This is a genomic window from Pseudomonas sp. NPDC089743, from assembly GCF_044748785.1.
Lineage (GTDB): Bacteria > Pseudomonadota > Gammaproteobacteria > Pseudomonadales > Pseudomonadaceae > Aquipseudomonas > Aquipseudomonas putida_X.
This window is the reverse complement of record NZ_JBIVGS010000006.1, coordinates 178721-191166: the sequence shown is the minus strand read 5'-3', so window position 1 is coordinate 191166 and position 12446 is coordinate 178721. Positions and strand designations below refer to the sequence as shown.

Sequence of the window (12446 nt, the reverse complement as noted above, 5' to 3'; positions counted from 1 at the left end):
CTTTCTGCCATATCGTAGCCACTCCTACAGCGAGTCGGCACGGGCTTTGCTTTTTTGAGCGTCATGTACACGAAAACGACAATTTTCCGACGACTGACGCACCTGCTGAGCGGCTCGCTGGCTGCACTGTGCCTGCTGGCACCCGGCACTCGAACGCTGGCGGACGCGGTTACCTTGCCTGAACAGCTTATCGGTGTCACCCAAGGGTTTCTTGAATTCACCGTAGAGGATTACCTGGCCACGACGCAGACACCGGGCCGCTACGAAATACAGGTCAACTCGCTCGACCCGCGCCTGCGCATGCCGCTGTGCAGCCAGCAACTGGACGCTTCGCTGGAAAGCCCGGCGCAGCCATTGGGGCGTGTCACGGTACGTGTACGCTGCGACGGCGCCGCGCCGTGGACCGTCTTCGTGCCGGCCACGGTGCGGCTGTTCCGCGATGTGGTGGTGGTTACCCGCCCGCTGAAGCGCCAGAATATCGTGGGTGAAGGTGACGTGGCCCTGCGCGAACGTGACGTTGGCACCCTCACCCAAGGTTTTCTCACCGACCTTGATCAGGTGGTTGGCATGAAGATGCTGCGCCCGACGGTGATCGACCAGGTTTTGACCCCACAGCACCTGGAGCAGGCCGAGGTGGTACGCAAGGGCGACCATGTGGTGATCATCGCCCGCAGCGGCAGCCTGGCCGTACGCATGCCCGGCGAGGCCCTCAGCAAAGGCGGCCAGGGCGAACAGATCCGGGTGCGCAACCTGAACTCGCAGAGGATAGTGAAGGCCCGGGTCACGGCCCCCGGCCAGGTGGAGGTCGCCATGTAGATTGGGCTGGCAGTGTATTACCGCTTTTTCTAAACTGTATCAGGAACGGGTTCGCGGGCTTGCCGAGAGGCGGCTGAGCATTTACGCCTAAAGTTTCTTTCGCAATGGCCGAAAACATGGCAAGCGTCCAAATACCCAGGGGTTTCTGATCATGGTCATCGACTTCAGTCGTTTGAATAACTCTCCGTCCATCACGGGCGGCGTTCGCGGCAATGCCGCGCCCGGCAACGCCGACAAGTCCGGCGAAACCACCGCGCCGAATAGCGCAAGCGCCAGCGGAGAAGCGGTACACCTCAGCCAAGAGGCCCAGCAGTTGCAAAAGGTCAGCGACAAGCTGCGCGACCAGCCCGTTGTCGACAATGCCCGCGTGGCACAGTTGAAACAGGCGATCGCAGATGGCAGCTACCAGGTCGATGCCGGCCGGGTCGCCAGCAAACTGCTCGATTTCGAAGCCCAGCGCTGACCGTTCGGCGCGCTGACTTCACGGACGCTTGAAAAGCCAAGAGTTAGCCATGCACGACATCACATTGCTGCAACTGATCGAAGACGACATCGCCCCCACCCAGGAGCTGCTCGACCTGCTTCAGCAGGAGGCAGTCGCCCTGCATGGGCGCGATATGGCACCGCTGGAGGGCATCCTGGCCCGCAAGCAATCGCTGATCGTTCTGCTCGAGCAGCAAGGCCTGCGGCGCAATCACCTGCTCACCAGCCTAGGCCTGAGCGCCGACCGTGCTGGGGTTCAGGCCGTCGCTGCGCAGTCGCCAAACGGTGAAGTGATCATGCAGCAGCTCAATGTGCTGACCCAGCTGATGGACGCCTGCCAGAAGGTCAACGAGACCAATGGCCGGATCATCCAGGTACAGCAGCACGTCACGGCCAACCAGATCAGAATCCTCATGGGCGGCGATTCTCCGTCGCTCTACGACAGCCGTGGCGCCACTTCGCCACTGGCCAAGCCTCGGGCGCTCAGCCAAGTGTGATTAGTTCTATCAAGGCACGGAACATACTGGCAAAATGCCTTTACTTGCGTGTGTCGTTTTTGCCTGGAGATTGATAACCCGTGTTCAATGAAACCGATGCTCCGCAACCGCCAAAGGTGCTGAACACTCCTTTGGAGATTGCGGCCAACCTGCGCCAGTTGCTGGAGAGCCATGATCCTTTGATCATCACCTTCCATGAGCGCAGCCAGCGTTTCCAGAGCTACGTGGTTCATGTGGACCGTGACAGCAATACTTTGGCGCTGGACGAGATGATCCCGCGCGATGGCGAAAAATTCATCGAGAACGGCGAGCCGTTCCGCGTTGAAGGGTTTCACGACGGCGTACGCATTGCGTGGGAGTGCAACCACGAACTGAGGATCACCGAGGTCGATGGCCATCGCTCCTACCGCGGTGCCTTGCCGGACGAGGTGACCTACCACCAGCGGCGCAATGCATTTCGCGCTGCGCTGAAGCTGTCGCAGCTGGTCGATGTGATTCTCGACGGCACCCATCTCAAGGGTAATGGCGCCTTGCGCGGCAAGTTGCTCGACATCTCCGCCACTGGCTGCAAGCTGCGGTTCGACGGCGACGTCGAGGCGCGTCTGCAACTGGGCCAGGTTTACGAGCGCTTCAAGGCCAGCAACCCGCTGGGCCTGGTGGACATGATGGTCGAGTTGCGCCACCTGCATTACGAAGAGCGGATCAACACCACCTTTGCCGGCGTACGCTTCCATAACCTCAATGGCCAGGCGCAACGCAAGATAGAGAGCTTCGTGTACCAGCTGCAGCGCGAAGCGCGGCGGTTCGATAAAGACGATTATTGATCGTCTGCTTAGAACGCCCCCCTGAAGGCTGATGCCAGTCTTTTGAACGATCAGGGCCGCTTTGCGGCCCTAATGAAGCCCTGATGAAGCGTACTCACGGGCATTGACCTGAGACTGGCTATTCGTTTGTGCCTACCCTGGGCCCGCCTCAAACCGGCTTGCTGACCTCGCCCGGATCAGCCGGTTCGGCCTTCTCTTCAGCCTCGGTATCCTCAGCCGCCACAGGCGCCTGCATTACCTCCTGCACGGTCTGTTCATCCACCCGCGGGTCGAGCGCCGCCGACAATGGCGAGCCCGCCGCCGGCATGGCCACGTGACCCAACGGCGCGTCCTGTACCTGGTGCAACCCGGTGACCGCCTTCGGCCGAATCCGCCACACCAGCACCAGGGCGAAGAACACGAAGAAGGCATACAGCATCTGCGCGCCCAGCACCTTCATCAGTACCCCCGCCGCCAGCGGCCCGATGCACGCCCCCACGCCGTAGGTGACCAGCAGCATGGCGGTCAACGAGACACGCCGCTCGCTTTCCACGTGGTCGTTGGAAAATGCCACAGCCAGCGGATAAAGGCAGAACTGCAACAGCGAAATCAGAAAGCCGATGCCGAACAGCAACTCCAACGGCACATTGGGCAGAACCGCCAGCGGCGCCGCCGCCAGCGCCAGCCCCACAGCCACGCTGCGGATCAGCACGGCCCGGTCATAGCGGTCGGACAACCAGCCCAACGGCCACTGCACCAGCAGCCCGGCAAAGATGCAGCTGCCCATGAACAAGCCGATCTGCTCGGTGGAGAGCCCCTGGCTGGACGCATACAGCGGCGCCAGGCCGTAGAAAGAGCCGACGATCAACCCCGACCCCAGCACCGTGCTCAGCGACTGCGGCACGCGCTTGATGAAGAATTTCGGCTCCATCGGTGCCGGGCGCAGCGGCGCCGGGTGAATGCGCCGGGTCATCGCCACCGGCACCAGGCACAGGGCGAAGCACATCGCGACCAGCATCAACAGTTCAGGGCCAAGTTCGGGATGCACCACCAGAATCAGCTGACCGAGCACCAGCCCCAGGTAAGAGGCGATCATGTACCCGCCAAACACAGCGCCGCGGTGCTTGGCGTCAGCCTGCTCGTTCAGCCAGCTCTCAATGACCATGTACTGGCACATCATGCCCAGGCCAACGAGCATCCGCAGCCCGACCCAGACTGGCAGCCAGTTGGTCATGCCATGGCCCAGCACCGCCGCACAGACGATGCCGGCGCAGGTGGTATAGGCCCGGATGTGCCCTACCCGACCGATCAGTCGGTGGCCAACCTTGCCGCCGACAGCCAGGCCGAAATAGTTGGCCGCCATCAACGCACCGACCCACAGGCTGTCGACATTGTCGGCCGCCAGGCGCAAAGCCAGGTAAGTACTGAGCAGACCCGAGCCGATAAGCATCATCAAGGCAGCGAAATACAACGACTGAAACGGCTTCCAGATGTTTCGCATACGTCCCGTAGGGCTCCCTGGTCTGGTGGCGTTGGCTTGCTGGCAAGCATAAAAGCAAATCAGCCGCGGCGCAGTCCCCTGCCTGCGAAATAGCAGAACAGGGGCGCATGCAGTAGCGTTCGTGTCGCGATCAGGCTTGTGCCGCCAACACGCGCCGCTCCCACGGCGTGATCTCGTTGTAGAAATCAGTCAACTCAAGCGTCTTGCTGGCAGCGTAACCTTCGATGAACTCAGCCCCGAACAGTTCCCGGGCCAAGGCGCTGCGCTTGAGACGTTCCAGCGCCGCATGCAGGGTGCAGGGCAGGCTCAGGTGCTCAGGGACCTGGAACTCACCCTGGATGGCCGGTGCAGGCGCCAGGCGTTGCTCGATGCCGTGCAGGCCAGCTGCCAGGCTGGCGGCAATGGCCAGGTAGGGGTTTGCATCCGCGCCCGGCAGGCGGTTCTCGACGCGCCGCGCCGCGGGGCCGCTGGCCGGAATACGCAGCCCGGCAGCGCGGTTGTCATGCGACCAGCAGGCATTGTTCGGCGACGCATAGGGATGGCACAGCCGCTGGTACGAGTTGACATTGGGCGCGAACAGCGCAGTGAAATCGGCCATGCACGCCTGCAGGCCGCCAATGAAATGATGGAAGGTCTCGCTCGGCTGCCCCTGGTTATCGCTGAACACGTTCCGCCCCGTGGCTGTCTCTACCAGGCTCTGGTGGATATGCATCGAGCTGCCCGGCGTATGCGCCAGGGGCTTGGCCATGCACACCACCGTCAGGCCATGCTTGAGCGCGACTTCCTTGAGCAAGTGCTTGAACAGGAACGTCTGGTCGGCCAGCAGCAAGGGGTCGCCGTGCAGCAGATTGATTTCGAACTGGCTGACGCCCATTTCATGCATGAAGGTGTCGCGCGGCAGGCCAAGCGCTGCCATGCACCGGTAAACCTCCTGAAAGAACGGCCGCAGGCCGTTGTTGGAGCTGACACTGAATGCCGAGTGGCCGAGCTCACGGCGGCCGTCCTTGCCCAGCGGCGGCACAAACGGTTGTACAGGGTCACTGTTGGGCGCAAAGACGAAGAATTCCAGCTCGGTGGCCACCACCGGCGCCAGGCCCAGCGCGGCATAGCGGGCGATCACCCCTTTGAGTAGCCCGCGGGTGGACAGCCCTGACGGGCGGCCATCGAGCTCATTGGCATCACAGATCGCCAGCGCCAGGCCCTCCTCGCTCCAGGGCAAGCGGTGGATCTGCGCAGGCTCCGCGACCAAGGCCAGGTCACCATCGTCGCTGCCGTAGTATTTCGCTGGCGGGTAGCCGCCCATGATGCACTGCAACAAGACGCCACGTGCCATCTGCAGGCGCCGGCCTTCGAGGAAGCCATCGGCAGTCATGACCTTGCCACGGGGAACGCCGTTAAGGTCGGGAGTGACACATTCGATCTGGTCGATGCCCTGAAGATGCTCGGCGAGCGAGCGCGGGGCTGCGGTGGTCATGACGCTTGTCCTTGTTGTTATGGGCTGGCAACAACATAGGCTGGGGGTGTTTAAAATATCAAGCACCTGCATCCACGACTACGTAGTTCTTGCCCCTCACTCGCGCAGGGTCATGCCGTTGGCAGGCAATGGCAGCGCCGTTTTGTACCGGACCTGCTTCAAGGCAAAACTCGAGCGTATGTTCGCTACCCCCGGCAGTCGCGTCAGGTAATCGAGAAACCGCTCCAGCGCCTGAATGCTCGGCAACAGCACCCGTAGCAAATAGTCGGGGTCGCCAGTCATCAGGTAGCACTCCATCACCTCCGGGCGCTCGGCGATTTCTTCCTCGAAGCGGTGCAGCGCTTGCTCTACCTGCTTCTCCAGGCTGACATGGATGAACACATTGACATCCAGCCCCAGCACCTCCGGCGACAGCAGGGTCACCTGCTGACGGATCACACCCAGCTCTTCCATGGCCTTGACCCGGTTGAAGCAAGGGGTGGGCGACAGGTTCACCGACCGCGCCAGTTCTGCGTTGGTGATGCGGGCGTTGTCCTGAAGGCTGTTGAGAATGCCGATATCGGTACGATCGAGTTTGCGCATGAGACAAATTCACCGGTTTTTTGTGTTTATGCAGAATGTTTATCCGGCCCGCTCGCTAAAGGCAATCAACTTGAGAGAAAAATTCTCCCAGGGTGTCACTACTATGTAATTGACGCTGACCTGCCAGTCACAAGCCGGTAGTCAGCGGCGGCCGCTTCAAAGCTCACAAAAACAACATCCGAGCGAGCGTAAAAAGCATGAACGAGTACGCCCCCCTGCGTTTGCATGTGCCCGAGCCTACCGGCCGGCCAGGCTGCCAGACCGATTTTTCCTACCTGCGCCTGAACGACGCGGGTCAAGTCCGTAAACCGCCCATCGATGTCGATGCTGCCGACACTGCCGACCTGTCCAACAGCCTGGTCCGCGTGCTCGACGAGCATGGCGATGCTCTTGGCCCATGGGCCGAAGACATCGATCCGCAACTGCTGCGCCAAGGCATGCGCGCCATGCTCAAGACGCGGATTTTCGACAGCCGCATGGTGCTTGCCCAGCGCCAGAAGAAGATGTCCTTCTACATGCAGAGCCTGGGCGAAGAAGCGATCGGCAGCGCCCAGGCGCTGGCGCTGAACCGCACCGACATGTGCTTCCCCACCTACCGCCAGCAAAGCATCCTGATGGCCCGCGACGTGTCGCTGGTGGAAATGATCTGCCAGTTGTTGTCCAACGAGCGCGACCCGCTCAAGGGCCGCCAGCTACCGATCATGTATTCGGTGCGCGAAGCCGGCTTTTTCACCATCAGCGGCAACCTGGCGACGCAGTTCGTGCAAGCGGTCGGCTGGGCCATGGCCTCGGCGATCAAGGGCGATACCAAGATCGCCTCGGCCTGGATCGGCGACGGCGCCACGGCCGAGTCAGACTTCCACACCGCACTGACCTTCGCCCACGTATACCGCGCCCCGGTGATCCTCAACGTGGTCAACAACCAGTGGGCGATCTCCACCTTCCAGGCCATCGCCGGCGGTGAATCGACCACCTTCGCCGGCCGTGGCGTGGGTTGCGGTATCGCGTCTCTGCGGGTGGACGGCAACGATTTCGTCGCTGTCTATGCCGCCTCGCGCTGGGCCGCCGAACGCGCCCGCCGCGGCCTGGGCCCGTGCCTGATCGAGTGGGTCACCTACCGCGCAGGCCCCCACTCCACTTCCGACGACCCGTCCAAATACCGCCCTGCCGACGACTGGAGCCACTTCCCGCTGGGCGACCCGATCGCCCGCCTGAAACAGCACCTGATCCAGATCGGCCACTGGTCCGAGGAAGAACACCAGGCCGTCACCGCCGAGTTCGAAGCGGCCGTCATCGCCGCGCAAAAGGAAGCCGAACAATACGGCACCCTGGCCAACGGCCACATCCCGAGTGCAGCCTCGATGTTCGAGGATGTGTACAAGGAAATGCCCGACCACCTGCGCCGTCAGCGCCAGGAACTGGGGGTTTGAGATGAACGACCACAACAACAGCATCAAACCGGAAACCGCCATGGCCACCACTACCATGACCATGATCCAGGCCCTGCGCTCGGCCATGGATGTCATGCTTGAGCGCGACGACAACGTGGTGATCTACGGCCAGGACGTGGGCTACTTCGGCGGCGTGTTCCGCTGCACCGAGGGCCTGCAGACCAAGTACGGCAAATCGCGCGTGTTCGACGCACCGATCTCCGAGAGCGGTATCGTCGGCACCGCCGTGGGCATGGGTGCCTATGGCCTGCGGCCTGTGGTGGAAATCCAGTTCGCCGACTATTTCTATCCTGCCTCCGACCAGATCGTTTCGGAAATGGCGCGCCTGCGCTACCGCTCGGCCGGCGAATTCATCTCCCCACTGACCCTGCGCATGCCCTGCGGTGGCGGCATCTACGGTGGCCAGACCCACAGCCAGAGCCCCGAAGCGATGTTCACTCAGGTGTGCGGTCTGCGCACGGTGATGCCCTCTAACCCGTACGATGCCAAAGGCCTGCTGATCGCCTCGATCGAATGCGATGACCCGGTGATCTTCCTCGAGCCCAAGCGCCTGTACAACGGCCCGTTCGACGGCCATCACGACCGCCCGGTGACCCCGTGGTCCAAGCACCCGCAAAGTGCCGTGCCGGACGGTTACTACACCGTGCCGCTGGACAAAGCGGCCATCACTCGCCCAGGCAACGACGTCACCGTATTGACCTACGGCACCACGGTCTACGTGGCCCAGGTGGCCGCCGAGGAAACCGGTGTGGATGCTGAAGTGATCGACCTGCGCAGCCTCTGGCCGCTGGACCTGGACACCATCGTCGCGTCGGTGAAGAAGACCGGCCGCTGCGTGGTCGTGCATGAAGCCACACGGACCTGCGGCTTCGGCGCCGAACTGGTAGCGCTGGTGCAGGAGCATTGCTTCCATCACCTCGAAGCGCCCATCGAGCGCGTCACCGGCTGGGACACGCCCTACCCTCACGCACAGGAGTGGGCTTATTTCCCAGGCCCTTCTCGTGTTGGTGCGGCATTGAAACGGGTCATGGAGGTCTGAATGGGCACGCACGTCATCAAGATGCCGGACATTGGCGAAGGCATCGCGCAAGTCGAGCTGGTCGAATGGTTCGTCAAGGTCGGCGATGTGATCGCCGAAGACCAGGTGGTCGCCGATGTCATGACTGACAAGGCCACCGTGGAAATCCCTTCGCCGGTCAGTGGCAAGGTGCTGGCCCTGGGTGGCCAGCCGGGTGAAGTGATGGCGGTCGGCAGCGAGCTGATCCGCATCGAAGTGGAAGGTAGCGGCAACCACGTGGATGTGCCGCAGGCCAAGCCGGTCGAGCCGCAGGCCGCACCGGTCGCCGCCAAGCCGGAACCCCGTGTCGACGCACAACCGGTTGCCTGCCCGGCCACCACGTCGCACAGTGCCGCCCCTATCGTGCCGCGCCAGGCCGACGAAAAGCCGCTGGCCTCCCCCGCTGTGCGCAAGCGCGCCCTGGATGCTGGTATCGAATTGCGTTACGTGCATGGCAGCGGCCCGGCCGGGCGCATCCTGCACGAAGACCTCGATGCCTTCATCAGCAAACCGCAGAGCCCTGCCGGCCAGGCACCTGGCGGTTATGCCAAGCGCACCGACAGCGAGCAGGTGCAGGTGATCGGCCTGCGCCGCAAGATCGCCCAGCGCATGCAGGATGCCAAGCGCCGCGTGGCGCACTTCAGTTATGTCGAGGAAATCGACGTCACGGCGCTGGAAGCCCTGCGCCAGCAACTCAACAGCAAGCACGGCGACAGCCGCGGCAAGCTGACCCTGTTGCCGTTCCTGGTGCGCGCCCTGGTCGTGGCGCTGCGCGACTTCCCGCAGATCAACGCCACCTATGACGATGAAGCCCAGGTCATCACCCGCCATGGCGCGGTGCACGTGGGCATCGCCACCCAAGGCGACAACGGCCTGATGGTGCCGGTGCTGCGCCACGCCGAGGCCGGCAGCCTGTGGGGCAATGCCAGCGAGATTGGCCGCCTGGCCAATGCAGCGCGCAACAACAAGGCCAGCCGCGAGGAACTGTCCGGCTCGACCATCACCCTGACCAGCCTCGGTGCGTTGGGCGGTATCGTCAGCACACCGGTGGTCAACACCCCGGAGGTAGCGATCGTCGGCGTCAACCGCATGGTCGAGCGGCCAATGGTGGTCGACGGCCAGATCGTGATCCGCAAGATGATGAACCTGTCCAGCTCGTTCGACCACCGGGTGGTCGATGGCATGGATGCCGCGCTGTTCATCCAGGCTGTACGTGGCCTGCTTGAACAACCCGCCTGCCTGTTCGTGGAGTAAGCATGCAACAGACTATCGACACCACCCTGCTGATCATCGGTGGCGGCCCCGGTGGCTACGTGGCCGCCATCCGCGCCGGGCAACTGGGCATCCCCACCGTACTGGTGGAAGGCCAGGCGCTGGGCGGCACCTGCCTGAACATCGGCTGCATTCCGTCCAAGGCGCTGATCCATGTGGCTGAGCAGTTCCACCAGGCTTCGCGCTTTACCGAACCCTCGCCCCTGGGCATCAGCGTCGCCTCGCCGCGCCTGGACATCGGCCAGAGCGTGGCCTGGAAGGACGGTATCGTCGATCGCCTGACCACCGGCGTCGCCGCGCTGCTGAAAAAGCACGGGGTCAAGGTGATCCACGGCTGGGCGAAGATCATCGACGGCAAGCATGTCGACGTCGACGGCCAGCGCATCCAGTGCGAACACCTGCTGCTGGCCACCGGCTCGAACAGCGTCGAACTGCCGATGCTGCCGCTGGGCGGCCCGATCATCTCCTCCACCGAAGCCCTTGCCCCGCAGACGCTGCCCAAGCACCTGGTGGTGGTGGGCGGCGGCTACATCGGCCTGGAACTGGGCATCGCCTATCGCAAGCTGGGCGCGCGGGTCAGCGTGGTGGAAGCGCGCGAGCGCATCCTGCCGACCTATGACAGCGAGCTGACCGCACCGGTGGCCGAATCGCTGAAGAAGCTGGGCATCGCCCTGCACCTGGGGCACAGCGTCGAGGGCTATGACAACGGCTGCCTGCTGGCCCGCGACGGCCAGGGCGGGCAGTTGCGGCTGGAGGCCGACCGGGTTCTGGTAGCGGTGGGGCGTCGCCCGCGCACGCAGGGCTACAACCTGGAAAGCCTGGAACTGAAAATGAACGGTGCCGCCATCGCCATCGACGAACGCTGCCAGACCAGCATGCGCAACGTCTGGGCCATCGGTGATGTGGCCGGCGAACCGATGCTGGCCCACCGCGCGATGGCGCAAGGCGAGATGGTCGCCGAAATCATTGCCGGCAAGGCGCGGCGCTTCGAGCCCAGTGCAATTGCCGCAGTGTGTTTCACCGACCCGGAAGTGGTGGTGGCCGGCACCACGCCGGAACAGGCCAGTGAGCAAGGGTTGGACTGCATCGTCGCGCAGTTCCCGTTCGCCGCCAACGGGCGGGCCATGAGCCTGGAGTCGAAAACCGGCTTCGTGCGCGTGGTGGCACGCCGTGACAACCATCTGATCGTGGGTTGGCAGGCGGTGGGCGTGGCGGTTTCGGAACTGTCCACGGCCTTTGCCCAGTCTCTGGAAATGGGCGCACGCCTGGAAGATATCGCGGGCACCATCCATGCCCACCCGACCCTGGGCGAAGCGGTGCAGGAAGCGGCATTGCGGGCGCTGGGCCACGCCCTGCACATCTGACACTGAAGCGGCCAAGGCCGATTTGGCCCGTCGCGCCCCCAAGGCGCCACGGGTCTTTTTTCATTCAGCGCCGCTACCGGCTCACTCGCAGATGCTGTTCTTGCCCGCCCCCTTGGCTCGGTACAAGGCCTGGTCAGCACGCCCCAGCAGGTCATGCGGATCTTCACCCTCCTGCCACTGCACCACGCCGTAGCTCAGGGTCAGGCGGCACGCGCCAACCTGCTCGACCTGCACCATCGCCTGGCGCAACCGGGCTGCCACTTCCAGTGCCTCACCCAGTGTGGTCTGCGGCAACACCATGACGAACTCGTCACCGCCCCAGCGCGCCAGCAGGTCCTGGTCGCGCAGGCACGTACGCAAGCACTCGACGACGTGAACCAGGGCCGCATCGCCCTGAGCGTGGCCAAACCGATCGTTGATCGGCTTGAAGTCATCTACGTCCATGGCGATCACCGCCAACGGCTCACGGAAGCGCTGGGCACGCCTGCACTCCTGTTGCAGCGCCTTTTCCAGCCGGTAGCGATTGGCGATACGGGTCAATGCATCACGCTCGGCCAGCTCGCGGTTTTCGTCCAGCTGGCGCTGTAGCTGCTGGTTGACCCAGGACAGCTCGCGCGTGCGCTCGGCCACCTGGGCCTCCAGCGACTGGTTCTTCTGCTCGAGCTGGGCCACCAGGCGCTTGCCGGCATCGATGTTGCGGTGCGCACCCAGCATGCGCGCCACCGAGCCATCTTCGTTGCGGGCGATGATGTGGCCGCTGTCCTCGATCCACAGGTAGCTGCCATCCTGGCAGCGGCAACGGTATTCGATGAGGTAGCGCTCATTGCGCTGGTTGATGTAAGCCTCGAAATGCGCCATCACCCGCGGGTAATCCTCGGGGTGGATCACGCTCTCCCAGGTCAGCACGCTGTTGGCCATGGAATGGCTGGCGTAGCCGAGCATGGCGTACCAGCCGGGGTTGCGATAGACGTAGCCGGTATTGGCATTCCAGTCCCAGATACCATCGCTGATCAATTCGAACAGCATGTGCAACTGTTGCTCACTGAAGCCGGGCGGCACCGGCCTTGATTCCTGACTCATGGACGCTCTCCCTGGTGTCCAGCAACTGCGCCCCGGTCAAGGTGCTGCCGACTGTGCTCGTAATTG

Annotated in this window: 12 protein-coding genes; 8 read left to right on the top strand and 4 right to left on the bottom strand. The window is 63.3% G+C overall.

Translation table 11 applies throughout. The features are described from left to right. The first annotated feature begins 63 nt into the window (after positions 1 to 63). The 4 genes from flgA (at position 64) to ACIPZC_RS13560 (ending at position 2620) form a co-directional block, all read left to right on the top strand. Positions 64 to 816 (top strand): flagellar basal body P-ring formation chaperone FlgA, encoded by a 753-nt coding sequence (gene flgA, locus ACIPZC_RS13575; RefSeq protein ID WP_400627447.1) that lies wholly within the window; start codon positions 64 to 66, stop codon positions 814 to 816. A gap of 151 nt (positions 817 to 967) precedes the next feature. Then, the gene (flgM, locus tag ACIPZC_RS13570) at positions 968 to 1279 is read left to right on the top strand and encodes a flagellar biosynthesis anti-sigma factor FlgM (protein WP_241804607.1); all 312 of its coding nucleotides are present in this window, start codon (positions 968 to 970) and stop codon (positions 1277 to 1279) included. Positions 1280 to 1328: 49 nt separating this feature from the next. Beyond that, entirely contained in the window at positions 1329 to 1796 is a 468-nt protein-coding gene (locus tag ACIPZC_RS13565) for a flagella synthesis protein FlgN (protein WP_115274169.1), read from the top strand. Positions 1797 to 1876: 80 nt separating this feature from the next. Further along, the gene (locus ACIPZC_RS13560) at positions 1877 to 2620 is read left to right on the top strand and encodes a flagellar brake protein (RefSeq protein ID WP_400627444.1); all 744 of its coding nucleotides are present in this window, start codon (positions 1877 to 1879) and stop codon (positions 2618 to 2620) included. A gap of 148 nt (positions 2621 to 2768) precedes the next feature. On the opposite strand, the gene ACIPZC_RS13555 is transcribed toward ACIPZC_RS13560, so the two are convergent. The 3 genes from ACIPZC_RS13555 to bkdR all read right to left on the bottom strand — a co-directional run bounded on the left by ACIPZC_RS13555 (position 2769) and on the right by bkdR (position 6156). Next, complete coding sequence (locus ACIPZC_RS13555) at positions 2769 to 4100, bottom strand: MFS transporter (protein ID WP_400627442.1); 1332 nt, start codon at positions 4098 to 4100, stop codon at positions 2769 to 2771. A 130-nt stretch (positions 4101 to 4230) separates the two neighbouring features. Then, a complete protein-coding gene (locus tag ACIPZC_RS13550; protein WP_400627590.1) occupies positions 4231 to 5472 on the bottom strand; it encodes a glutamine synthetase family protein in 1242 nt (413 codons plus the stop codon). Between the two features lie 198 nt (positions 5473 to 5670). Next, positions 5671 to 6156, bottom strand: coding sequence for a Bkd operon transcriptional regulator BkdR (gene bkdR / locus ACIPZC_RS13545; protein ID WP_008098689.1), 486 nt, complete (start codon positions 6154 to 6156; stop codon positions 5671 to 5673). Positions 6157 to 6353: 197 nt separating this feature from the next. Here bkdR and ACIPZC_RS13540 point away from each other — a divergent pair, with 197 nt between their 5' ends. The 4 genes from ACIPZC_RS13540 to lpdA are packed head-to-tail and all read left to right on the top strand — an operon-like array spanning position 6354 to position 11300. Then, the gene (locus ACIPZC_RS13540; protein ID WP_400627439.1) at positions 6354 to 7586 is read left to right on the top strand and encodes a 3-methyl-2-oxobutanoate dehydrogenase (2-methylpropanoyl-transferring) subunit alpha; all 1233 of its coding nucleotides are present in this window, start codon (positions 6354 to 6356) and stop codon (positions 7584 to 7586) included. A 1-nt stretch (position 7587) separates the two neighbouring features. Beyond that, on the top strand, positions 7588 to 8646 hold the full coding sequence (locus ACIPZC_RS13535; protein ID WP_012315573.1) for an alpha-ketoacid dehydrogenase subunit beta: 1059 nt from the start codon (positions 7588 to 7590) through the stop codon (positions 8644 to 8646). Continuing rightward, positions 8647 to 9918 carry a dihydrolipoamide acetyltransferase family protein gene (locus ACIPZC_RS13530; protein ID WP_400627437.1) on the top strand — a complete coding sequence of 424 codons (1272 nt, stop codon included), beginning with the start codon at positions 8647 to 8649 and terminating at the stop codon, positions 9916 to 9918. A 2-nt stretch (positions 9919 to 9920) separates the two neighbouring features. Then, positions 9921 to 11300: a dihydrolipoyl dehydrogenase gene (gene lpdA / locus ACIPZC_RS13525; RefSeq protein WP_400627435.1), complete on the top strand. Its 1380-nt coding sequence runs from the start codon at positions 9921 to 9923 to the stop codon at positions 11298 to 11300. An 81-nt stretch (positions 11301 to 11381) separates the two neighbouring features. On the opposite strand, the gene ACIPZC_RS13520 is transcribed toward lpdA, so the two are convergent. Then, positions 11382 to 12380, bottom strand: coding sequence for a diguanylate cyclase domain-containing protein (locus tag ACIPZC_RS13520; RefSeq protein ID WP_400627433.1), 999 nt, complete (start codon positions 12378 to 12380; stop codon positions 11382 to 11384). Positions 12381 to 12446 lie beyond the last annotated feature (66 nt).